Source organism: Flavobacterium sp. ACN6 (genome assembly GCF_002304005.1).
GTDB lineage: Bacteria > Bacteroidota > Bacteroidia > Flavobacteriales > Flavobacteriaceae > Flavobacterium.
In genome coordinates this window covers 87392-110676 of record NZ_MRCQ01000006.1, presented here as the reverse complement: position 1 = coordinate 110676, position 23285 = coordinate 87392, and the positions used below count along the sequence as shown (strand labels likewise).

20 protein-coding genes are annotated in these 23285 nt (G+C 32.9%); 15 read left to right on the top strand and 5 right to left on the bottom strand.

The window, feature by feature from the left end:
* Positions 1 to 641 precede the first annotated feature (641 nt).
* A complete protein-coding gene (locus BSF42_RS10920) occupies positions 642 to 1049 on the bottom strand; it encodes a helix-turn-helix domain-containing protein (protein ID WP_095953131.1) in 408 nt (135 codons plus the stop codon).
* Positions 1050 to 1241: 192 nt separating this feature from the next.
* Here BSF42_RS10920 and BSF42_RS10915 point away from each other — a divergent pair, with 192 nt between their 5' ends.
* The 3 genes from BSF42_RS10915 to BSF42_RS10905 all read left to right on the top strand — a co-directional run bounded on the left by BSF42_RS10915 (position 1242) and on the right by BSF42_RS10905 (position 3361).
* A complete protein-coding gene (locus BSF42_RS10915) occupies positions 1242 to 1562 on the top strand; it encodes a hypothetical protein (protein ID WP_095953130.1) in 321 nt (106 codons plus the stop codon).
* 252 nt (positions 1563 to 1814) lie between these two features.
* Positions 1815 to 2192: a hypothetical protein gene (locus BSF42_RS10910; protein WP_095953129.1), complete on the top strand. Its 378-nt coding sequence runs from the start codon at positions 1815 to 1817 to the stop codon at positions 2190 to 2192.
* Entirely contained in the window at positions 2192 to 3361 is a 1170-nt protein-coding gene (locus BSF42_RS10905) for a hypothetical protein (protein ID WP_095953128.1), read from the top strand. The genes BSF42_RS10910 and BSF42_RS10905 overlap by 1 nt, the downstream gene beginning before the upstream one ends.
* 145 nt (positions 3362 to 3506) lie before the next feature.
* Here the strand turns inward: BSF42_RS10905 and BSF42_RS10900 are convergent, their stop codons facing one another.
* Positions 3507 to 6947 (bottom strand): methylmalonyl-CoA mutase family protein, encoded by a 3441-nt coding sequence (locus BSF42_RS10900; protein WP_095953127.1) that lies wholly within the window; start codon positions 6945 to 6947, stop codon positions 3507 to 3509.
* Positions 6948 to 7239: 292 nt separating this feature from the next.
* On the opposite strand from BSF42_RS10900, the gene BSF42_RS10895 reads away from it, so the two are divergent.
* The 5 genes from BSF42_RS10895 to purU all read left to right on the top strand — a co-directional run bounded on the left by BSF42_RS10895 (position 7240) and on the right by purU (position 12257).
* Positions 7240 to 8787 (top strand): L,D-transpeptidase family protein, encoded by a 1548-nt coding sequence (locus BSF42_RS10895; RefSeq protein ID WP_095953126.1) that lies wholly within the window; start codon positions 7240 to 7242, stop codon positions 8785 to 8787.
* A gap of 193 nt (positions 8788 to 8980) precedes the next feature.
* The gene (locus tag BSF42_RS10890) at positions 8981 to 9334 is read left to right on the top strand and encodes a hypothetical protein (RefSeq protein WP_095953125.1); all 354 of its coding nucleotides are present in this window, start codon (positions 8981 to 8983) and stop codon (positions 9332 to 9334) included.
* 114 nt (positions 9335 to 9448) lie between these two features.
* Positions 9449 to 10321, top strand: coding sequence for a hypothetical protein (locus BSF42_RS10885; protein ID WP_095953124.1), 873 nt, complete (start codon positions 9449 to 9451; stop codon positions 10319 to 10321).
* A 228-nt stretch (positions 10322 to 10549) separates the two neighbouring features.
* Positions 10550 to 11269, top strand: coding sequence for a DUF4197 domain-containing protein (locus tag BSF42_RS10880; RefSeq protein ID WP_095953123.1), 720 nt, complete (start codon positions 10550 to 10552; stop codon positions 11267 to 11269).
* A gap of 133 nt (positions 11270 to 11402) precedes the next feature.
* Positions 11403 to 12257: a formyltetrahydrofolate deformylase gene (purU, locus tag BSF42_RS10875; protein WP_095953122.1), complete on the top strand. Its 855-nt coding sequence runs from the start codon at positions 11403 to 11405 to the stop codon at positions 12255 to 12257.
* Between the two features lie 462 nt (positions 12258 to 12719).
* On the opposite strand, the gene BSF42_RS10870 is transcribed toward purU, so the two are convergent.
* Positions 12720 to 14213 (bottom strand): catalase, encoded by a 1494-nt coding sequence (locus BSF42_RS10870; RefSeq protein ID WP_095953121.1) that lies wholly within the window; start codon positions 14211 to 14213, stop codon positions 12720 to 12722.
* 649 nt (positions 14214 to 14862) lie between these two features.
* Between BSF42_RS10870 and BSF42_RS10865 the strand changes: the two genes are divergently transcribed.
* Together BSF42_RS10865 and BSF42_RS10860 are read left to right on the top strand one after the other, a co-directional pair.
* The gene (locus tag BSF42_RS10865; RefSeq protein WP_095953120.1) at positions 14863 to 15870 is read left to right on the top strand and encodes an aldo/keto reductase; all 1008 of its coding nucleotides are present in this window, start codon (positions 14863 to 14865) and stop codon (positions 15868 to 15870) included.
* Positions 15871 to 15945: 75 nt separating this feature from the next.
* Positions 15946 to 16866 carry an AraC family transcriptional regulator gene (locus BSF42_RS10860; protein ID WP_095953119.1) on the top strand — a complete coding sequence of 307 codons (921 nt, stop codon included), beginning with the start codon at positions 15946 to 15948 and terminating at the stop codon, positions 16864 to 16866.
* A 576-nt stretch (positions 16867 to 17442) separates the two neighbouring features.
* Here BSF42_RS10860 and BSF42_RS10855 read toward each other — a convergent pair.
* Together BSF42_RS10855 and pyrF are read right to left on the bottom strand one after the other, a co-directional pair.
* The gene (locus tag BSF42_RS10855; protein WP_095953118.1) at positions 17443 to 18249 is read right to left on the bottom strand and encodes an ABC transporter substrate-binding protein; all 807 of its coding nucleotides are present in this window, start codon (positions 18247 to 18249) and stop codon (positions 17443 to 17445) included.
* A gap of 64 nt (positions 18250 to 18313) precedes the next feature.
* On the bottom strand, positions 18314 to 19147 hold the full coding sequence (gene pyrF, locus BSF42_RS10850; protein ID WP_095953117.1) for an orotidine-5'-phosphate decarboxylase: 834 nt from the start codon (positions 19145 to 19147) through the stop codon (positions 18314 to 18316).
* 203 nt (positions 19148 to 19350) lie between these two features.
* On the opposite strand from pyrF, the gene BSF42_RS10845 reads away from it, so the two are divergent.
* The 5 genes from BSF42_RS10845 to BSF42_RS10825 all read left to right on the top strand — a co-directional run bounded on the left by BSF42_RS10845 (position 19351) and on the right by BSF42_RS10825 (position 23093).
* Positions 19351 to 19824 (top strand): Dps family protein, encoded by a 474-nt coding sequence (locus tag BSF42_RS10845; protein ID WP_095953116.1) that lies wholly within the window; start codon positions 19351 to 19353, stop codon positions 19822 to 19824.
* A gap of 105 nt (positions 19825 to 19929) precedes the next feature.
* A complete protein-coding gene (locus BSF42_RS10840) occupies positions 19930 to 20115 on the top strand; it encodes a CsbD family protein (RefSeq protein WP_071636919.1) in 186 nt (61 codons plus the stop codon).
* A 157-nt stretch (positions 20116 to 20272) separates the two neighbouring features.
* The gene (locus tag BSF42_RS10835) at positions 20273 to 20824 is read left to right on the top strand and encodes an AraC family transcriptional regulator (protein ID WP_095953115.1); all 552 of its coding nucleotides are present in this window, start codon (positions 20273 to 20275) and stop codon (positions 20822 to 20824) included.
* A 24-nt stretch (positions 20825 to 20848) separates the two neighbouring features.
* A complete protein-coding gene (locus BSF42_RS10830; RefSeq protein ID WP_095953114.1) occupies positions 20849 to 21298 on the top strand; it encodes a response regulator in 450 nt (149 codons plus the stop codon).
* A 10-nt stretch (positions 21299 to 21308) separates the two neighbouring features.
* Positions 21309 to 23093 carry a CHASE3 domain-containing protein gene (locus BSF42_RS10825; protein WP_095953113.1) on the top strand — a complete coding sequence of 595 codons (1785 nt, stop codon included), beginning with the start codon at positions 21309 to 21311 and terminating at the stop codon, positions 23091 to 23093.
* Positions 23094 to 23285 lie beyond the last annotated feature (192 nt).

The following is a 23285-nucleotide window of genomic DNA, read 5'->3' as shown; positions in this document are numbered from 1 at the left end:
CTCACACGTAATTGCGCAAAGATTGGTGACGCCGCTATATTCCGTTCCACAATTATTTTCATATTCTTTATGGATTATTGGAACGGGTACGAAGTCAGGAGACTTCACACAGCAATCAGCGAATTTTATAAAATGAAGACTTTGGAGAGTTGGGGGAAATTGTTGGGAATGATTTCTATTTTGAGATGCAAAGATTAAAGCTAAATACTAAAAAATCTCGCAAAGACGCTAAGTCGCAAAGTTTTTGCACAATCTTGTCATTTCGACCGAAGGAGAATCTCCACAAGTAACTATATAAAGATTGGTGACTTGCATTTGTCGAGCTTCGAGTATGATTTCTTTCCCGAAGTCTCGGGATCAAAATGACAAACTAGAGACGATAAATTTTGCTTTATAAAGCGGAATGCTCGCGCTAGCAGGGTATAACATAGCCCGTGGTTTCAACCACGGGAACGTAATATCGTCTTTCTCCTATTGTGAACCCGTGGTTGAAACCACGGGCTATATTTGACGATTGGATTTGTTGTTTTGCTGCCGCAATTTCTAATACAACTTTCAATAATTAAATAGTTTTTTCTCTAAATAAGAAAAGCATTCGGCCCAGCGAATGCTTTTCTTGTAAATCTATTTTTGAAAAAAAATTACTTTTCTTTCAGCAATTTTTCTAAATACTCAATTTTATCTTTTTCTGACTGAAGCAAACGCTCGTAAAGCTTTTTATTTTCTTCTACCGTTTCCATTAATTTATCTAATGGATTGAAAGTGCAATTATTAAGTCCGAAATAATTATTAGGACTTTCATTAAAAGTATTGAAATAATTAATTGCCGCTTCGTCTGAAAAATTCTTAATCGCTTCAACCGTAACGCCAAGCGCTTTTGCCACCTCAACAAGTTTTTCGTCATCAATAGTTTCGCTATTTTCCATAGCCGAAATCGCCTGCTGATTTGTTCCTAAAGCCTGCGCCAAAGCTTCCTGCTTCATATCACGAAGTTCACGAATACGGCTTATTTTTCGCCCTATATGATTTGGTTTTGTTAGTGTGCTCATAATTCAAAGATAATAATAAAGTGTCAAAATCGGTAAAATGTAAAAAACAGATTTTATGCCGTGCGATACAGTAAAAAATGATTTCGTACAGCAAAATCTATTTCTTACTTCGCCGAATCAAACAAAAGTACAATTTTTCTTATAATAAATTTATAAAAGTCAAATTGTAAACCATATAAAAATATACGCCTTATGGAAACAAACGAAACAGAAAAGCTGCAAAAACTTCAAAAATTAACTGCTCAGTATTTTACAACGCTAAAACCAACCAATGAAGCCAATTCTTATACCGCACAATTTAAAGTGGTCAATTATTTAGAACTCGGCTGCCTTATTACCGATTTGCTGAAATTATGTATTCTGGCGCTTGATAACGACATGCATAATTTTTCTAAAAAAGATAAAAGTGCGACTATTAATGTGAGTCTTATTTTAGAAACGGTTCTGCATCTGTTTCCTATGGATGAAATGGAGTTTTTGGGGTTTGTGGGGGAGGTTCGTTCCGAAAATTGATTTTTATTTATAGTTTTCAAAATCAAGAGATAAGAACAAAATAAAGACAACTTACAACTTTAATAAAAATCATTAACTTTGACGCCCTAATAAAAACCTATATTTGCAATAATAAACTTTTATATATGAAATCATAATCTTAACAACAATGTGATCCTTTAATCTTTAAATAATTACAGAATTTGAAATAAAGTAGGAAAATATTTTATTAATTCATTTTTTATATATCTTTGAGATTATATTCTTTTTTATATGTGGAAAAATGAATTACCTTCTGGATGTCCTCCAAAAAATGCAATTGAGCAAAAAGTAGAAGTTTATAGAGTGTTAAATAATAGCGAGCCTGAAGAGACAGATTTTCAAAACTATTATCAGCTTTATCCAGAAAATATAAGATATAAATCTCTATGTAAAGCTTATGCTTTGTCATTTTATGACTCTATAGAAAATGCAATTTCTGCAGTAGAACGGTCTACAACTCTCCAAAAATGTACCCATATTGGTAAATATATTATTGATAACTCACATGGAGTTTGTGAATTTAAAGAATCAAACGGTCATTATAGTGTGTGGCTTTATGACTCTTGGAATTATAATAATTTCCCACCCGTAACCATAACTCCAATTTGATGGAAATTAATCAAAAATATAGTATTGATGGACTAAACTTCGATTTCGAGGTTATTGATTCATTGGAGTTTACAGATGTACCATATTTATTGCTGGAACGTGACAAGATAGGCAATAGGTATTTGAGCTATTTAATCGAAAGTGATGACGAAAGTGAATTTAGAGCTTACGTTCAAATTTCAGAGTCAAAATTTAAATCTTTAGTATCAAAATCATTATTTATTAAAGACGTATTTGAAGAACCTGAAAATAATTGCTTAATAATAATAAAATTTTCTCTTTATAGTGGAATGTCATTAGAATCTTTTCTGATACCTTCGACAGAATCGCAATATAAATTCTCTGCTTTAAATTATTTTTTAGATTATGATGATGAAGAAATTATTAGTGAATATGAGATTATAGATTACTCTATTAAAAGACAAAAACTTGTATTTGATTTTTATTTACATAGTCAAAACTTAATTCAAAGCATAAAACCTTATGCTTTATATAAAGTTTTTACCCCTTTAGTTGAAATTATTAAAAATTTAGTGGGCTTTGACAATAGGAATGCTGATGAAATTCTTGCATTTTCCAACCTAAGACATAGTTCTCTTGGCATAACAATTGAACTTAACTATAGTAAAGATCTTTTTCTAGAAAAAGAAAACGAGGCCATGTTAATTTTAATCGACTTGTTAAATGCAGAAAAAACAGAGGACTTTGAAAGTATTGTAGGAAGAACCAAAGATACAAAATATATAAAGCATTATAAATCAATAATAAAAGCAATCATAGAAAATAATGCTGATTTGAATACAGTTTTTGCACATCCTTTGACACACGAATTAAAAAGAAGCTCATTAGATAAGGAAAAAGCTTTAAAAGCAAAGGCTGTTGTTGAGGAATCATTTGATATTATTGAAGATGTAGAAGAAATAACTGGAAGATTTTTAGAGATCGATATAGATGCACAAGAACCTTCATTTAAGATTATTCCCAATGATGATGAAAGCCCGCTTAAAGGAAAATTTGAAACTTCACTTCTAGAAAAATTAAAAACAGATTTAGTAAATTTAGGAAGTGAAGAATATTTATTTATAATTAAGACACTTTATCACCCTGAAACTATAGTCAAATCCGAAGAAATTAAAAGATATATGGTTGATTATAAAAAGAAAAATTAAGCTTCGACTAAGAAGCTTTTTTTATTAAAACCTCTCGAATACAGTAACTCTTTCATTATATTTTTCGTCACTATAATTTAAAATATTATAAAAAAACCTCTCATATAATGAGAGGTTTTTATCTATAGATATAAAATAGTAAAATCTACATATTCCTTCTATACTGCCCCCCCACTTCAAACAACGCCGAAGTAATCTGACCCAAAGAACAAACCTTTGTAGCTTCCATTAAATGATCGAATAAGTTTTCGTTTTTAATAGCGGCTTGCTGTAACGTATTTAAATGTTCGTTTACTTTTGCTTCGTGGAAATTATGCAGGTTATCCAACATCGTAATTTGATATTGTTTTTCTTCTTCTGTGGCGCGAATTACCTCAGCCGGAATTACCGTTGGCGAACCTTTTGAACTCAAGAAAGTATTTACACCCACAATTGGGAAATCTCCGTTGTGTTTTAAAGTTTCGTAATACAAACTCTCTTCCTGAATTTTAGATCTCTGGTACATCGTTTCCATTGCACCTAGAACGCCGCCTCTTTCTGTAATTCTGTCGAATTCTTGTAAAACCGCAGCTTCAACTAAATCAGTTAATTCTTCGATGATGAACGAACCTTGAATTGGGTTTTCGTTTTTCGCTAAACCTAATTCTTTATTAATAATCAACTGAATTGCCATTGCACGACGCACCGATTCTTCTGTTGGCGTTGTAATCGCTTCGTCGTAAGCATTGGTGTGCAATGAATTACAGTTGTCATAAATGGCGTATAAAGCCTGTAAAGTCGTTCTAATATCATTAAAATCAATTTCCTGCGCGTGTAACGAACGTCCAGAAGTCTGAATATGGTATTTTAGCATTTGTGCTCTTTCGTTGGCTCCGTATTTGTTTTTCATGGCTTTTGCCCAAATTTTACGAGCCACACGTCCAATAACTGAATATTCTGGATCTACTCCATTCGAGAAGAAAAATGATAAATTCGGACCAAAATCGTTGATGTTCATTCCGCGGCTCAAATAATATTCCACGTAAGTGAAACCATTTGAAAGCGTAAACGCCAATTGCGTAATTGGGTTTGCTCCCGCCTCGGCAATATGATATCCAGAAATCGAAACCGAATAGAAATTACGAACGTTTTTGGTAATAAAATATTCCTGAACATCACCCATTAATCGCAAAGCAAATTCAGTTGAGAAAATACAAGTATTCTGCGCCTGATCTTCTTTTAAAATATCGGCCTGAACCGTTCCGCGAACTTGCGATAACGTTTTTACTTTTATTTCGTTATAAATGTCCAAAGGTAAAACCTGATCTCCAATTACGCCCAAAAGCATTAATCCTAAACCGTTGTTTCCTTCTGGTAAATCGCCTTGGTATTTTGGTCTTTCGATTCCTTTGTCTTTATATATTTTGTTGATTTTTGCCTCAACTTCTTTTTCTAATTCATTTGCTTTGATGTAAATCTCACATTGCTGATCGATTGCGGCATTCATAAAGAAACCTAATAACATTGGCGCAGGCCCGTTAATGGTCATACTTACCGAAGTTAAGGCATGAACCAAATCGAAACCTGAGTATAGTTTTTTAGCATCGTCTAAACAGCAGATTGAAACTCCTGCATTTCCAATTTTTCCGTAAATATCGGGACGCAAATCTGGATCGTTTCCGTATAAAGTAACACTGTCAAAAGCAGTCGAAAGTCGTTTGGCAGGCATTCCCGCGCTTACGTAATGAAAACGCTTGTTGGTTCTTTCTGGTCCGCCCTCGCCTGCAAACATTCGCGACGGATCTTCACCTTCACGCTTAAACGGATATAATCCCGAAGCAAATGGAAATTCGCCAGGAACATTTTCCTGTAAATTCCAACGCAAGATATCGCCCCAGCCTTCATATTTAGGTAAAGCAATTTTCGGAATCTGTAAATGCGATAAACTTTCAGAGTGCGTTGCAATCTTGATTTCTTTATCGCGAACTTTAAAAGAGTAAACTGGATTTTTGTATTTCGCTGCTTTTTCATCCCAATTCAGGATAATTTCCCAATTGTATGGGTCTAAGTCCATTTTTACTTTATCAAATTGATTCAGCAATAGATTTAAAAAGATTCTGTTTTCGTCGTGTTCAGCGATTCCGCTTGGTAAAACTGTAGCATCATCAATTCCTGCTTTATTAATTTGCGGAACTTTCCCAGAAACCGATTCAATGGTTTTGAAAATTCCATATAATTTCTGTGCTACTTTTTGCTGCGAAAGTGCAATTTCGTCATAAGATCTGTTATTCTCTGCAATTTCAGATAAATAACGTGTTCTGTGTGGTGGAATTACGAAGATTTTCTCGCTCATTTCTTTGGTGATTTCAAAAGTCGATTTCAAATCAGAATCGGTTTTTTCAACCACTTTATCCATAATCGCTTTGTAAAGCGTGTTCATTCCGGGATCGTTAAACTGCGAAGCAATCGTTCCAAAAACCGGCATTTCATCTGGATTCTTATCCCAAAGATTATGGTTTCTTTGATATTGTTTTTTTACATCGCGTAAAGCATCCAGCGCGCCTCTTTTATCAAATTTATTTAATGCCACTAAATCGGCAAAATCAAGCATATCAATTTTTTCCAATTGTGTAGCCGCTCCAAATTCTGGTGTCATTACATATAAGGATACATCAGAATGATCCATGATTTCGGTATCAGACTGACCAATTCCTGAAGTTTCCAGAATAATCAAATCGTATTTTGCTGCTTTTAGAACCTGAATCGCTTCGGCTACATATTTAGACAAAGCCAGATTCGACTGACGTGTTGCCAGCGAACGCATATAAACTCTTGGATTATTAATAGCATTCATCCTAATTCTGTCTCCTAAAAGTGCTCCTCCCGTTTTTCTTTTTGAAGGATCAACAGAAACCAATCCTATCGTTTTTTCTGGAAAATCAATTAAAAAACGACGGACTAATTCGTCAACCAATGAAGATTTTCCGGCACCACCCGTTCCTGTAATTCCCAAAACTGGAATTTTAGAATTGGCATTACTTTCATGAATTTTATCAAAAACAGGTTTTGCAATTTCTGGGAAATTTTCTGCCGATGAAATCAAACGTGCAATTGCTGTGGGTATTTTATTTTCGATATAATCAATTTCTCCGTTTAATTGATCTCCTATAGGAAAATCAGAACGTTCTACCAAATCATTAATCATTCCCTGCAGGCCTAAAGAACGGCCGTCGTCTGGAGAATAAATTCTGGTAATACCATATTCATGTAATTCTGAAATCTCGCTTGGCAGAATTACACCGCCGCCGCCGCCAAATATCTTAATATGTCCCGCTCCTTTTTCGTGAAGCAGATCATACATATATTTAAAGTATTCATTGTGTCCTCCTTGGTAAGACGTCATTGCAATCGCATTAGCATCTTCCTGAATAGCGGTATTCACCACTTCTTCAACACTTCTGTCATGACCGAGATGAATTACCTCAACTCCTGTTGACTGGATAATACGGCGCATAATGTTTATCGCGGCATCGTGACCGTCAAAAAGTGAAGCAGCTGTTACAATTCTTACTTTATTTTTAGGAATATATGGTTTTTGTTGTTCCATTTTATGAATATGATAATTTTATGGAGGCAATTTACAAATTATTTTAATATTCGGTCATCACTATTAGCTTATCTTAACAAAAATAAATCGATTTCGTAAACCCAACGGGCAATTTTTTACGTAACTAATTGATATAGTTAACGAAAGCTTAAAGACATGGCAATTTCGCAACATTTAAATAAAATCAGGAAACATGTCTGAGGGCACTGTAGCGTAATTTAGCATTGTAGAAAAGCCCCAATTTTTACCCAACCACTTACATAAAAAAAGTACTAACGTAAAAATTTAAAAAATGAAAACATTTTATTCATTCACCCTAATTTTAGGTTTGAGTTTCTTTATATTTTCTTTCAAAGGAATTGAAAATAATACTCCTCAAAATAAAAGAACTTTAACCAATGCAGCAGTTTACAATTCAGATGTAAACGAAATTTCAAACGACTTCTTTAAGAGATATTCCGATTTGAAAAAATATAAATCTGATGTCATGTCATTATACAAAAACAGAAGCCTGGGATCTATTTGGTTTGATGAAAATGATATCAATGAGTTTGGAACTGTTTTATATGAAAAAGCAAAAAAAACAAACGATCTAATTATTCCCTACCAAAAAGAGATTGATCAATTATTTGATAACTCATCAGAAACAAAGCTTTCAAAAACCGACGCTGACATGCTTTTAAGTTCCTTATACGTATTGTACACTAAAAAAAGTAATGCAGACAAGAAAAAATTGTCTTATAACGAAACGCTGAAAGACTTCTTAAACTACAGCACAATTGAAGAAGCAACTGCGGTTGCCTCAACAGATGAAAAAGTGCAATTTGAACAGTACTATAAACTACAGGATGTATTGACAAAATATAAAAGAATAGAAAAAACGCATAAATGGAAACCTATTGTTACGGAAACTCCATATAAGGAATTGCGTCCAGATGCAGTTTCAAACACAATTGCGCAGGTAAGAACGAGATTGTATTTAATGGGTGATTTAAAACATGATTCTAAAAGCGATTTTTATGACCGTGAACTAATGGATGCTGTTATGAAATATAAAGTTCGTAACGGATTTAAACCTAATTATATCCTTGCAGAAGAACATATTAATGAAATGAATATTCCGCTTTCTGATAAAATGGAAACTTTATCGCTGAATATGGAAAGATGCCGTGCGATTTCTGCTCAAATTGCTGCAAGCGATGAATATGTTTTGGTAAATGTTCCTTCTTATGAATTGGTTTATGTGAAAAACGGAAAAGTACAATTAACTTCAAGTGTTTTTGTTGGAGCTCCTTTGACTAAAACAACGATATTTAACAGTGAAATTGACAGAATCGTTTTCAGCCCTTATTGGACAGTTCCTCAAAGTATTGTTCAAAACGAATTAAAATCTAAAATTGCTTCAGATCCAAATTATCTTGCAGAAAAAAATATGGAAATGGTCAAAGGACAAGTTCGACAAAAACCAGGTCCAGATAATTCGTTAGGTTTGGTAAAATTTATGTTTCCAAATCCAGACGATATTTATATGCATGATACACCTTCTAAAACTTTATTCGATTTTGAAAAGAGAACTTTCAGCCACGGTTGTATTAATGTAAAATTAGCTAAAGAATTGGCCGTTGCAATGTTACAAGATTATCCAGAATGGACTGCCGCTAAAATCGACAAAGCTATGGATGGTAAAGCTGAAAACAGTTTTAAATTATCTAAAAAAGTTCCTATCTATATTACCTATTTTACATCATTGGTAAATGAAAATGGAGAAATTGGTTTTTTCCAAGATGTATATGAAAAAGATAAAGAGTTCACTCCTGAAAGTTCAGTAGCCGCTCAATAATATAATTTTATTCATTTTTAGAGAGAAATTACCATTCTATGGTAATTTCTCTCTTTTTTATTCAATTTCAGAAATAAAAAAAAACTTAACTTATTACTTTAAAACCTTTTACAGGCAAAAAGCACCTTGTCAGGCATATTAATTTTGCCCTATCATTATACTGCTAATTTTATAATATTTAAAACTAATTATTATGAAAACGAACAACATCGAAGGTCTTACAATGTTTGAAATAAATGTATTAGTACAACAAGGAGGAAGATTTATAATTTTTCCGAATACCATTTCAAAACTTATGAAAAAATTTAAAGCTTCTAATGTTTATTTTATTCGCCCAGAAGAAAATACATTTAAATATGCTTTAAAACATTTCTTTAGAAATTTATCTGCTGGGTGGCGTATATTTCCTTACGGACCAATATATGTGGTAAAATCTTTTTACTATTTAATTAAAGGAGGAAGAGATTATACACAGATTATATTGTCTGAGCTGAATAAAAATAATCCTGTTTATAATCCTGACACTAAGTATTTAAAATATACTTAGAGCTCTTTCTTTTTGTCTTAAACTATCATTTTAAAACCTTATTGAAGCTTACATTGTGCGTAATTAAAGAGAAATTTGCCAAAATTTAAAAATCTCTTTTTAATTAAATTCATAATGAAAAAGCACATTTTATTTTTGAGTATTACAGCAATTCTTTTTTCTGCCTGCAATAAAACAGCAAAAATATCTGAAAGTTCAATTGATTCAATAAAAGTCAATAGACCTCAAGCACCAAAAGCGCTTGGTCCTACTCGCATATTATTTGTAGGAAACAGCCAAATCGAATACTTCGTTAGTGCTCCAACATTATTTCAAGAGCTTTGCAATGCTAATAACAAACGTGTCTATGTACAGCAGTTAGTAACAATGGGTGTACCGCTTGATAAAGTTTACGCTACCAATAAAACTGAAGCGAATCAGAATTTTTCTAATAGAGATAAAGACGGAAATTATTACGATTATATTGTAATTCAGGAAGCAACACCAATTGCATTAAATGAACTCGAAAAGTACAGGAATAATTTAAAATTCATAATAGAAAAAATACATAAAAATAGTCCCGATGCAGCGGTATATATTTATCAGGCAATGTCCCCAGTAGCATACACGAATTCAGAATACAATACTTATTACAAAGAATTACGTAAAAATGCTGTAATGGCGTCAGTATTTATCAAAAATGCTGGTGTTTTGCGAGTCGGCGATGCTGTCAAAGATGCTTATGATGGTAAAAATGGGTACAATTATCTTAAAAACAACACCGATCTCCTTCGCTACGGAAAAAACACTCTTCACTTTTTAAATGATGGTGGATTCTTACAAGCAGTTTTATTATATGCCTCTATTTTCGATGAAAAACCAATTATTCCCAAAAAACTGCTGTTAAGTACAGGAACTGGAGATAATGACAATATGCGCAAACAAGAGGTTGTTAAAGCAGTTAGTAATCCTGAGGCCTTAACAGAAATTGCATTTAATAATCGTTAAAATTTGATACAAAAAACTAAAAGTCATCTTATAAAACTATAAGGTGATTTTTTTTGTAAATACAATGCTTAATTTAAAGCAGTGCAAAAAATTAGCTGGAAATGTTCATTTGAACCAATTAAAAAAAACAAGTGTTATTAATTAAACAAATTGTTTGAACTCGTAGAATATTTTTATGGCTTTATTTTTGAATAAGTAGTATTTTTGAAACTTAATAATCCCCAACAAATGAAAAAGATTTTATTATTAGCCGTTACATTTTCTCTTACGTCTTGTGCACAGGTGCAGCAGACATTAAATCAATTGCCTCAAATCTCATCACAGATTCCGGGAGTTGGCGGTGTTGACATTGCTTCAGGTTTAAAAGAAGCTTTAAATAAAGGAATTACTGAACAAGTAAGTAAATTAACCGCGGTTGATGGTTTTTATAAAAATACAGCCGTAAAAATTTTAATGCCGGAAGAATTACAAAAAGTAGATGCTACTTTAAGAAAAGTAGGTTTAAGTTCTCTTGCCGATGAAGGAATAAAAATGCTAAATCGTGCGGCAGAAGATGCAGTAAAAGAAGCAACTCCTATTTTTGTTTCTGCGGTGAAAAACATGACTTTTTCAGATGCTAAAAATATTCTTCTAGGAAATGACAGTGCAGCAACAACTTACCTGCAAGGAAGCACAACAACAGCTTTATACGGAAAATTTAATCCTGTAATTAAAAACTCTTTTGAAAAAGTTGGCGCCGATGCAGTTTGGACGAAAATTATCAATAAATACAATACTATTCCTTTAGTAAAAAAAGTAAATCCAGATTTGACTGATTATACAACTACTCAAGCCTTGGCTGGTGTATTTAAAATGATTGCTGTTGAAGAAAAAGAAATTCGAAATGATATCTCTGCAAGAACAACTCCTTTATTAAAGAGTGTATTTGCACTGCAGGATGGAAAGTAAATTTTTATTGTATAATCGTTTAGATGTGTAATCGGTTAATCGTTTAATTACAAACTTCGAAACTTCGATTAAACAAATCAACAATTAACCGATTAAACAACAAAAAAATTAACTGCTTAAACCAAAAGAAACAATGCAAAAAATAACCATTCTAATTCACTGTAAAGATCAAAAAAATATTATCGCCTCGGTGACTACTTTTATTGCGCAGGTAGAGGGAAATATTACCTATATCGACCAGCATGTTGATGTAGAGCAAAATGTTTTTTTTATGCGATTAGAATGTGAATTTACCAATCCGCAAATTACGGTTGAAGGTTTAAAGGAAGATTTTGACAAAGCGCTTGCTGCGAAATTTAATATGTCTTGGGATTTGTACAGTCAAGAACAAAAACCTAAAATGGCTTTATTTGTTTCTAAATACGATCATTGTCTATTTGATATTTTGGGACGTTACAGTGCCGGCGAATTGAATGTGGAGATTCCGTTAATTATCAGTAATCACAATGATTTAAGATCAATTGCAGAGCGATTTGATATTCCGTTTCATTATGTTCCTTTTACAAAAGACAATAAAGAAGAAGGCGAAGCAAGACAAATTGAATTATTAAAAAGATATGAAATCAATTTTATCGTTTTAGCGCGTTATATGCAGATCATAACGCCACAATTGATTTCGCTTTATGAAAATAAAATCATCAATATCCACCATTCGTTTTTACCTGCTTTTCCAGGAGCAAAACCATACCATTCGGCATTTAAACGCGGTGTAAAAATTATTGGAGCTACCAGTCATTATGTTACTGAAGAACTAGACGAAGGCCCGATTATCGAACAGGATATTGCCCGAGTTTCGCACATTCATTCTATTGAAGATTTCATTATGAAAGGACGTGATTTGGAACGCATCGTTTTGGCAAGAGCCATAAAATTACATGCCGAAAGAAAAACAATGGTTTATAGTAATAAGACGGTGGTTTTTTCATAGTTTTTTTTTAAGGTTCAAAGGGGCAAAGGTTCAAAGAGACAAAGGCTTTTCTATCTTATAAAAAGCAAACCCGACAAGTTTAAAACTTGTCGGGTTTGTTATTTTTGAATACAACTGTCATCTTGAGCGTAGTCGAAGACTGGCTTTACTTAAAAGGACTTCGACTTCGCTCAGTCTGACACCTCTGCACTAACTAAATAATAAATTAACCCGACAAGTTTAAAACTTGTCGGGTTTGTTGTTTTTGAATACAACTGTCATCCTGAGCGTAGTCGAAGGCTTGCTTTACTTAAAAGGACTTCGACTTCGCTCAGTCCGACACCTCTGCTTATACACAAGCAAACCCCGACAGGTTTTGGAAACCTGTCGGGTTTACTATTGAAAACTCAAAACCTTTGAACCTTTGAACCTTTGAACCTTTGAGCCTCTGAACCTTTGAACCTCTGAACCTTTGAACCTTCCTTAACGAACCACAATCGCCAATCTCGGATCATCAAAAGCATTTACTTCTTCCATTGTCATTCCTAAGGCATTTGCAACACCTTCTCCGTATGCCGGATCCGCTTTAAAGCAGTTTCTTATGTGACGAATTTGAATGAATTTCTGTGCTCCGCCCACTTGTGCAGCGGTATTTTTAAACAACAGTTGTTTTTTCTCGTCTGTGAGTAATCTGAATAATAATCCTGGCTGTGTGAAATAATCATTATCATCATCTCTAAAATTATGCGCCCAAGCATCTCCATGAAGTTTTAATGGCGGTTCTTTAAATTCTGGCTGTTCCTGCCATTCTCCAAAGCTGTTTGGTTCATAATGTTTACGTCCTCCATTATTTCCGTCTACACGCATTGCGCCGTCTCTGTGAAAAGTATTATAGGGACATCTGGGTGAGTTTACAGGAATTTGAAAATTGTTTACGCCTAAACGGTATCTATGCGCATCTCCGTAAGAGAACAAACGTGCCTGCAGCATTTTGTCTGGAGAAAAACTAATGCCAGGAACCACATGCGCTGGATTAAAAGCGGCTTGTTCTACTTCTGCAAAATAATTTTCTGGGTTTTTATTTAATTCGAATTCTCCAACTGGAATCAATGGAAAATCTCCTTTTAACCAAACTTTGGTCAAATCAAAAGGATGAAAACGATAATTTTCCGCTTGTTCTTCTGACATGATCTGAACAAACAATTTCCATTTTGGAAAGTTTCCTTCTTCAATAGCATCAAATAAATCACGCTGATGGCTTTCTCTATCTCCTCCAACCAATACAGCAGCTTCTTCGTCAGAAAGATTATCGATTCCCTGCTGTGAAACAAAATGAAACTTCACATAATGTCTTTCATTTTGAGCGTTTAAAAAACTAAAAGTATGACTGCCAAATCCATGCATTTGTCTGTATGATCTCGGAATTCCTCTATCACTCATTACAATGGTTACTTGGTGTAAAGCTTCAGGTAATAATGTCCAAAAATCCCAATTATTATCAGCACTTCTTAAATTGGTTTTCGGATCACGTTTTACGGCGTGGTTCAAGTCAGGAAATTTCATTGGATCACGAAAGAAAAATACCGGAGTATTATTTCCTACCAAATCCCAGTTACCTTCATTAGTATAAAATTTCAAGGCAAAACCGCGAATATCTCTTTCAGCATCAGCAGCACCTCTTTCTCCTGCAACAGTAGAGAAACGAGCAAACATTTCTGTCTTTTTTCCAATTTCCGAAAACAAGTCGGCTCTCGTATATTTTGTAATATCGTGAGTTACGGTAAAAGTTCCGTAAGCTCCAGATCCTTTGGCGTGCATTCTTCTCTCTGGAATTACTTCTCGGTCAAAATGAGCCATTTTTTCTAAAAACCAAAAGTCCTGTAATAAAACAGGTCCGCGAGGACCAGCAGTTTGTATATTTTGGTTGTCTGGAACGGGAGTTCCTGTAGCAGTTGTTAATTTTTTGTTTTCTTCCATATTGCTGATTTTTAATGTTTTATCAAATATACAAACAAAAAACAATCAATTTAATAAACAAAATTGATTGTTATTATATTTTAATAAACAAAAATTATTTAATACTGCAGAATGCTCAAAACGCGTATTTTACAAATCTTAACTTATGATCAACAAAGTAATAACAAAACCTTAACAGCATAAGATTGATATATGTCGGACATTTGTAATGTAATAAACTGGTTATTTATTATTTTGGTTTTGGTTAGTTAAATGATGCCGGCGTCTTCGAGATGCCGGCATTCTTTTTTATATTAAGTTTTGGTTTTCTTGTTTCAGGTTTAAAGTTTCAGGTTAATTTGCTTTGAGCTTAATTTTTATTGTAAAGAGCACAAAGTTTTTCTGTTTGGGGTTATGTATAAAATAGAAAGTTCGCAAAGCTTGATCAACACAAAACTTGTAAACTTGTTTTCTCATAAAATAAAAGAAATAGCAAACTTTTTGGATCTCAGTGAAAACTCTGTGAAACTCTGCGGTAAAATTAAACTCAAAACAATTATACCCTTTTCTTCATTTTGGATACAACTACACGAGATTTAGATACTTTATAAAACTATTACTCATAGATCTTTGCTTTATAATTTTCAAACTAAAATTTAAGACAAAAGTTATGAGTGTAAAAAAAATAAATTTAGGAAGTCAAGGACTTGTTGTGCCTAACATTGGTTTAGGATGTATGGGAATGACACAGATTGCCGGAATGGATATTTATGGCAAAGCCGATGAAAAAGAAGCTATTGCAACCATTCACCGTTCGCTTGAATTGGGTGGAAACTTTTTGGACACCGCAGATTTGTACGGACCTTTGCATAACGAACGATTAATTGCAAAAGCGATTAAAGGCAATCGTAATGCTTATAATATTGCTACAAAATTTGGCTACGAAATTGATGATAACGAAAAGTTAACTTGGAATTTTAACGGTACAAAAGAGTATGTAAAGAAAGCTGTCGAACGTTCCCTAAAAAACTTAGGAACAGATTACATTGATCTTTATTATTTACATCGCCTTGATCCAAATACTCCGATTGAAGAAACAATTGAAGCAATGGCTGAATTGGTAAAAGAAGGAAAAGTAGGTTATATCGGCTTATCTGAAGTTTCGTCTGAAACGATTCGGAAAGCTCATAAAATTCACGCACTGACTGCTGTTCAAACAGAATATTCTTTGTTTGAAAGAACGGTTGAAGAAGCTGGAATCTTAGACACCTTAAACGAATTAGGAATTGGATTTGTAGCTTATTCACCGCTTGGAAGAGGATTCATTTCAGGAGATATAAAAAGTCCAGACGATTTTGATGATACTGATTTCAGAAAATCAATTCCACGTTTTCAGGGAGAGCAATTTTATAAAAATATAGAGTTGGTTAATGAAATTCAGAAGATGGCAAGCGAAAAACAAATTACTGCTTCTCAATTGGCACTTTCGTGGATTGCATCAAAAAACATTCTATCAATTCCGGGAACAAAACGCGTCAAATATGTAGAACAAAATATTGCTGCAGCACAAATGGTTTTAACTCCAGAAGAAATGAATCATTTAGAAACTATTATTCCGCTTGGTACTCAAACGGGTGCGCGATATGATGATGCTAATATGGCGGGAATCGATAAATAATAACTTAACTAATTACTTTGGAAAAGTTATCTTTACGATAGCTTTTCCTCTTTTATATTCTTTAATTATTTCGTCATGAAAAAAGAAATTTATATTCCGTATCCGATCCAATCTATTTCAGAATTACATTCTTTGCTTAAAATTCCAAAACCGGAACATCCCTTGGTGAGTTTTGTTGATTTAAGTAAAATAACCTGTCATTTTGATGATAACCTGAAAAGTGTCGTTTATTCTTTTTACACCGTTTGCATCAAAAAAGGTTTTACGGGAAAAATGAAATACGGACAAAACACTTATGATTTTGATGAAGGTGTTATGACTTTTATGTCGCCGGGACAAGTAATCTCAACAGAAGTTAGTGTTGACACAGCCGTTTATGGAGCTATGTTAGTAATTCATCCAGATTTTATGCAAAATTATGCTTTAGCCAAAAACATAAAAGATTATGGCTATTTTTCGTACGCTGTGAGCGAAGCTTTGCATCTTTCTGATAAAGAACAAGCAATGATTACAGGAATTATGAAAAACATCGAACAAGAATATTGCTCTTCGATCGATGCTTTTAGTCAGGATGTGATGATTTCGCATATCGAATTGCTTCTGAATTATTGCAACCGTTTTTACAACCGACAATTTATTACGCGTAAAAGTGCCAATAATACGCTTTTAACGAAGTTAGAAACTTTATTGTCCAATTATTTTGAAGGCGATAAAGTACAAAAATTCGGATTGCCAACGGTGGCTTATATTTCAGATGAACTGAATGTTTCTCCTAATTATCTGAGTGATATGTTACGTTCTTTAACGGGTCAAAGTACGCAGCATCACATTCATAATAAAATTATCGAAAAAGCAAAAGAATTACTGACAACTACCTCGTTGAGTGTAAGCGAAACGGCATATCAATTGGGTTTTGAATATCCGCAGTCGTTTAATAAATTATTTAAGAGTAAGACCAACGTTTCTCCTTTAGAATTTAGAAGTTCTTTTAATTAATTTTTAAATAAAAGCGAAATATTTTACCGCAAAGTTCGCAAAGATTTTTCGCAAAGATTCGCAAAGTTTATTTTATATAATAAGCAGGCAAAGTTCGTAAAGTCAAATCAATACAAAGCTTTGCGAACTTTACTTTAAAAAAAAAACTTAATACTAAAAAAAACTTTGCGGACTTTGCGGTAAAATTATGTTCACAGTTTGGCAACTTGGAATTTTGGCTCGAGCGAATGCGAACAGGCGAAGCAATTTAAAAATTGGAATTTAGTTTTTCAGTCTTTTGTATAGTCGTTTCGCCTATAGAATTTAGAAGTTCGCTTAATTAATTTTTAAATAAAAAAGCGAGATATTTTACCGCAAAGTTCACAAAGATTTTTCGCAAAGATTCGCAAAGGTTTATTTTATATAATAAGCAGGCAAAGTTCGCAAAGTTAAATCAATACAAAGCTTTGCGAACTTTACTTTTTTTTATAAAAACTTAATACTTAAAAAAAACTTTGCGGACTTTGCGGTAAAATTATGTTCACAGTTTGGTAACTTGGAATTTGGGCTCGAGCGAATGCGAACAGGCGAAGCAATTTAAAAATTGGAATTTAGTCTCTCATGTAGTATTTTAAAGTACGGAAAAGCCTTTAATAATCGGCTGCCATGCCAAGAGAACATTTCGCCGTCAACGAAAACAGTTTTGGCGTGATGCGTAAATCTGCCTATCTCAAAAGCATCTTCTTCTTTAAAAGGATATGGTTCCGAAGAAAGGAAAACAATATCAGGATCGCCTTCTAAACGCATTTTTTTTAGTTCGATTTCAGGATAACGCCCTTTATCCTCGTAGATGTTTTTAAAATGATTGAGATTTAATAATTCATTTATATAAGTATCATTTCCCGCAGCCATATACGGGTTTTTCCAAATAAAATACGCTGCTTTTTTTGACGGAATGTCTTTGATGTAATTGTTGAAATCGCTCAAGGCGAAAGCCAATTTGTCATTCCACCTTTGAGCTTCGGTTCTGCAATTGAATAATTGTCCGAAGTCTGAAATCATCTGAAAATTATCTTCAACAGAAATAATGTTCGTAACCCAAACTGGACAAATTTCCTGTAATTGTTTTACGATTTCTTCTGTATTTTCTTCTTTATTACAAATGATAATATCGGGCTGTAAAAGCTTTATTTTTTCGAAATGAATTTTCTTCGTTCCGCCGACAATCTTTTTAGTTGATTTAAAATGAAACGGATGCACACAAAACTTCGTAATTCCGATGATTTTCTCTTCCAAACCTAAATCATATAACAATTCAGTTTGCGAAGGCACTAAAGAAATTATGCGTTTTGGAGCATTTTCAAAAGAATGGACGGTTCCTATTTGATCTGTTAACTGTTTCATAGTATTCAGTCCCAGTCTCAGTATTCAGTCTTCAATTGGGACTGAATACTGAAACTGAAAACTTTTATTTATTAGCAATAATAAAAGCCATTTCTTTTTGCACAGATAAAGCTTCTTCCCTAGCCTTTTCAGCGAAGTCGGTTCCTTTTGAAGCGTAGATAATTGCTCTTGCAGAATTTACCAAAAGACCAATTTTATCATTCATTCCGTATTTACAAACTTCGGATAAACTGCCGCCTTGAGCGCCGATTCCTGGAACTAGTAAGAAACTATCTGGAACAATTTTTCTGATTTCAGCAAAATATTCAGCTTTTGTAGCGCCTACAACGTACATTAAATTTTCGCTGTTTTTCCATGTTTTAGAAGTTTCCAAAACCTGTTTGTATAATTCTTTTGCTTCGCCTTGGGTTCCGTTAGTCGTTAAAGTCTGAAAATCAAAAGCACCTTCATTTGAAGTTAATGCTAACATTATAGTATGTTTATTTTCGAAAGCCAAAAACGGCTCAACAGAATCTTTTCCCATGTATGGGGCAACGGTTACACTATCAAAATTTAAGTCTTCAAAAAATGCTTTTGCATACATACTTGAAGTATTTCCAATATCACCTCGTTTTGCATCGGCGATGGTGAATATTTCAGGATACTTTTCATTGATGTAATTAATAGTTTTCTGCAGCGACATCCATCCTTTGATTCCGTATGCTTCAAAAAAAGCGGTATTGGGCTTATAACCAACGGTTAAATCGTGAGTTGCATCTATAATTGCTTTATTAAATTCAAAAATTGGATCTTCTGTTTCTAATAAATGTTGCGGCATTTTATCTAGATCCGGATCTAAACCAACGCATAAGAATGATTTTTTTTGAAGAATTTGTTCGTGTAGTTGTTGTGTTGTCATGTTGTATTTTGCTAGTGTGCCAAAATTACAAATTATAATTGTAAATGTTATTAATGGTTGATTATGAATTCTGAATGATAAAAATGAATTAATTATCTTAATTTCCAATAAACATTGAATTCCTGTAACAACTCTGAAAAATTGTGTAATGAAAAAATCTAAAATGAGATTATCTTTGTAAAAATCTTAAAATTAAGACAATTATGAGCCCAAATATCGGAATCTCTCCAAAAAACTTAAAGAAGAGCGCCACTATACTAGCCACGATTTTATCTAACGAAATGACATTATATGTAAAAACAAGAAAATTTCACTGGAACATTTCAGGAAATAGCTTCATGGAATTACATAAATTATTTGAAGATCAATACAGAATTCTTGAAGCTAATATTGATGAAGTTGCAGAACGCATCAGCCAGCTTGGAGAAAAAACAATTGGAACAATGAAAGAGTTTATAGACAATTCGACTCTTAAAGAATCTCCAAAAGAATATGCTTCGCAAAAACATATGTTATCGGAACTTTTAGAAAACCATGAGCAATTGGTAACTGAATTTAGAGATTACATTCCTGTTTTTGAAAATGAAACAAATGATGCAGGATCTGCAGATTTCGTAACAGGACTATTGCAGGAGCACGAAAAAATGGCTTGGATCTTAAGAAGATATCAAGTTTAAAAAATGTAAAATGAAAATTATGCAGCAGTAGATGAAATTAATGTAACAGAAGCTGTTTGATAATTTGGAACTTTACATTATTAATAACAACAAACAAAAAATATCATGAATACTACAGAGATAAAAGGAAACTGGAATGAGTTAAAAGGAAAATTAAAACAAAAATATGCTGAATTAACAGATGATGATTTAATGTTTGCTGAAGGAAAAGAAGACGAAATGTACGGAAAACTGCAGCAAAAATTAGGTAAAACTAAAGAAGAATTTCATCAGATCCTGTCAGATTTGTAAATCCTTGCAACTCAATCAGGAAATACCGTCTAGTAAAAAATATTAGACGGTATTTTTTTGATAATTTTGTTTTAAAATGCATTTATCTTGTAATTCTAATCTTTTTTTAAGCAAAAACACCAAATAAAATAAGTATCTTTAACCAAATTTCTATAAAATGAAACTATTTATAAAGTTCGACATTAACACGATCTGCTCTCTATATTTAAAACAAAACCTAGAACAAAATAATATAAATTTTACAACATTAGGGTTTGGAGAAATTGAGATTGAAGACAACATTGATGCTGAAGCGCTGGAGAAATTAAAACAAAAATTAACTCCGTGCGGCTTTGAAGTAGTTGAAAATCAAAAAAGTGTATTAGTCCAAAAAATAAAAGATGCCATCATCGAACTTGTTTTTATGGATGACAGTAATAATTATAAAAGTTCTGTGTTTTTAGCTGAAAAGTTAAACCACAGTTACGGCTATTTATCAAATGTTTTCTCAGAAGTAACTTATTCTTCTATAGAAAACTTTATTATTTTACAGAAAATCGAAAGAGCAAAACAATTGATTATTATCAATGAAATGAGTTTGACCGAAATAGCTTTTTTACTAAATTACTCCAGTGTAGCCCATTTGAGTACGCAGTTTAAAAACACAACCGGAATTACTCCGTCTGCTTTTCAGAGAATTATTAAAAAAAGAAGAGAAAATTTAAAATAAAAAAAACCTAAATACCGCAATCAAATGCAGAAAAACGCATTACACATTTTACTAGCTGATGATGATGAAGATGATCGTCTTTTCTTCAAGGACGCTTTTGAAGAAATAAAAATCCAAACAAATGTAAATTTCGTACATGATGGGATGCAGCTAATGGAGCATTTAATGAACACAGATAATAAACTTCCGGATATTTTGTTTCTCGATTTAAATATGCCTAAAAAAACAGGTAAAGAATGTTTAATCGAAATCAAAAAAACGGATCATCTTAAAGATATAATCATTGCGATCTACTCTACTTCTTCTTCTGAGGAAGATATCGAAGATACCTTCATTCAAGGTGCTAATATTTACATCAAGAAACCAAGTGATTTTAACACATTAAAAAAAATAATTAATGAAGTCGTGACCGTAAACTGGCATTATCATACTTCAGGTTTAAACCGTGATAATTTCTTGCTGCGACTAAAATAAGAGCATACCAATGAAGTGGATCCCAAATTTTAATTCTTCAAACTCTTTGAGAGTTATTTTTGTAATCGCAGTTTTCATTCTGTTATTTCTTTCTTCTATCGCTTATAAACATAATCAGGACTTGAACGAATCAAGCAAACTGGTTATGCATACATACGAAATCAACATCCAGCTCGAACGATTAATGTCGGCTATTAAAGATGCAGAAACGGGCCAGCGAGGATATATTATCACTCGCAATGCCCGTTTTTTAACGCCTTACATTTATTCCCGAGATAAAGTAAATACTTCTTTTATTACTTTAAAAAAGCTCACTGCCGATAATCCGCAGCAACAGCACAATCTTCAAAAACTTTTCAAACTCATTACCCAGCGTTTTGTGTCTTTCGAAAACTGTTTAAAATACAGCGATCCGAAAACGTACGACAAAAGAAAATTAGACAATCATATGTTTGGCGGTCGAATTTTAATGGAGAACATTCGTTTTAAAGTCGATGAAATGAATGATATTGAAAAAACTTTTCTAAAAAAAAGACTTAAGATTTATGATTCTGAAATCTCATTAAGTCCGCTTTTTTCGATTTCTTTATTCTTAGTGGCATTACTCTTTATTTTATTGGCATATAGACAAATCAGCCGTGATTTTCAACGACTAAAAGTTTTCAATAAAAGACTTTTAATTTCAAACGGATTAATCGCCGAATCTGAAAACATTGGTAATTTTAGTACTTGGCAATGGGATTTGGATTCTGATAAAATTGATTATTCTGATAATCAATATCGTCTGCTGGGCTGCGAACCAAAATCTTTTGTACCAAACAAAGCAACACTTCTAAAATTTGTTCATCCAGATGATAAGGAAAGATTTGCTGAATATATGGACGGAATCGTCGATAAAAAGAAGCTAACATTTGTGTATTATAAAATTGTTCGAGCAGATTATGAAGTTCGCTATTTTAAAACAACAGGAAAAATTGTAACCGACCAGCAGGGAAGCAAAATTTTACTTGGAATTAATTTTGACATCACAGATGAGCATTTATTAAATATCGAACTTCAAGAACGAAATAAAGAACTAGAGAAAAGCAATAAAGAACTGGCTTCTTTCAATCACGTTGCAAGTCACGATTTGCAGGAACCGCTGCGAAAAATCCAGACTTTTATTTCGAGAGTTTCAGATGACGATAAAGATGTTATGTCTGAAAGTGCAAAAAATTATATTTATAAAATTGAAAGCTCGGCAAAAAGAATGCGTGTTTTAATTGATGACCTTCTATTATTCTCCAGAACCAATACAACGAAGAAGGAATTTATTAAAATGAATTTAAATGAACTGCTTGACAATGCAGAATCTGAACTTGCTGAAATTATAGAAGAGAAAAAAGCCGTTATTAGAAGTGAAAAACTTCCGAAACTGGCCGTAATTCCATATCAGATTGAGCAGTTGTTTATCAATTTAATTGGAAACTCATTAAAATACAGCCGTCCCGATGTTGAACCTGAAATTACTATTTCGAGCGAAAAAGTAAATTCTTCTGATTATCCTGAGATCTTAGAGCAATCGGTAAAGAAATTTCATAAAATAACTTTCACAGATAACGGAATGGGATTTGACCCGCAGTTTAAAGAAACTATTTTTATTCTTTTTCAGCGCCTTCATTCTAAAACGGATTATCCAGGAACTGGAATTGGACTAGCGATTTGTAAGAAGATCGTAGAAAATCATAAAGGACATATTACTGCCGATAGTACGATTGGAAAAGGATCTTCGTTTACAGTTTTTCTTCCCGATTAAAAGTTTTAAATTATAGTTTTATACTTATCTATATATGAACTAATAATTATATAGTAAAACTGAACCTCCGATTTATACAATTGTAAGAAAAAAAATTAGTCTGCAATACTACTATAAAAAGAGAACTCTTAGAAAATTCTAAGATTTCTCTTTTTTTTTGCACCTTTTAAAAATCAATTAAAACCTTGATTT

Coding starts and splice junctions, on each gene's coding strand:
- BSF42_RS10920 (WP_095953131.1), bottom strand. CDS start 1,049: ATGAGCACACTAACAAAACCAAATCATATAGGGCGAAAAATAAGCCGT.
- BSF42_RS10915 (WP_095953130.1), top strand. CDS start 1,242: ATGGAAACAAACGAAACAGAAAAGCTGCAAAAACTTCAAAAATTAACT.
- BSF42_RS10910 (WP_095953129.1), top strand. CDS start 1,815: ATGTGGAAAAATGAATTACCTTCTGGATGTCCTCCAAAAAATGCAATT.
- BSF42_RS10905 (WP_095953128.1), top strand. CDS start 2,192: ATGGAAATTAATCAAAAATATAGTATTGATGGACTAAACTTCGATTTC.
- BSF42_RS10900 (WP_095953127.1), bottom strand. CDS start 6,947: ATGGAACAACAAAAACCATATATTCCTAAAAATAAAGTAAGAATTGTA.
- BSF42_RS10895 (WP_095953126.1), top strand. CDS start 7,240: ATGAAAACATTTTATTCATTCACCCTAATTTTAGGTTTGAGTTTCTTT.
- BSF42_RS10890 (WP_095953125.1), top strand. CDS start 8,981: ATGAAAACGAACAACATCGAAGGTCTTACAATGTTTGAAATAAATGTA.
- BSF42_RS10885 (WP_095953124.1), top strand. CDS start 9,449: ATGAAAAAGCACATTTTATTTTTGAGTATTACAGCAATTCTTTTTTCT.
- BSF42_RS10880 (WP_095953123.1), top strand. CDS start 10,550: ATGAAAAAGATTTTATTATTAGCCGTTACATTTTCTCTTACGTCTTGT.
- purU (WP_095953122.1), top strand. CDS start 11,403: ATGCAAAAAATAACCATTCTAATTCACTGTAAAGATCAAAAAAATATT.
- BSF42_RS10870 (WP_095953121.1), bottom strand. CDS start 14,213: ATGGAAGAAAACAAAAAATTAACAACTGCTACAGGAACTCCCGTTCCA.
- BSF42_RS10865 (WP_095953120.1), top strand. CDS start 14,863: ATGAGTGTAAAAAAAATAAATTTAGGAAGTCAAGGACTTGTTGTGCCT.
- BSF42_RS10860 (WP_095953119.1), top strand. CDS start 15,946: ATGAAAAAAGAAATTTATATTCCGTATCCGATCCAATCTATTTCAGAA.
- BSF42_RS10855 (WP_095953118.1), bottom strand. CDS start 18,249: ATGAAACAGTTAACAGATCAAATAGGAACCGTCCATTCTTTTGAAAAT.
- pyrF (WP_095953117.1), bottom strand. CDS start 19,147: ATGACAACACAACAACTACACGAACAAATTCTTCAAAAAAAATCATTC.
- BSF42_RS10845 (WP_095953116.1), top strand. CDS start 19,351: ATGAGCCCAAATATCGGAATCTCTCCAAAAAACTTAAAGAAGAGCGCC.
- BSF42_RS10840 (WP_071636919.1), top strand. CDS start 19,930: ATGAATACTACAGAGATAAAAGGAAACTGGAATGAGTTAAAAGGAAAA.
- BSF42_RS10835 (WP_095953115.1), top strand. CDS start 20,273: ATGAAACTATTTATAAAGTTCGACATTAACACGATCTGCTCTCTATAT.
- BSF42_RS10830 (WP_095953114.1), top strand. CDS start 20,849: ATGCAGAAAAACGCATTACACATTTTACTAGCTGATGATGATGAAGAT.
- BSF42_RS10825 (WP_095953113.1), top strand. CDS start 21,309: ATGAAGTGGATCCCAAATTTTAATTCTTCAAACTCTTTGAGAGTTATT.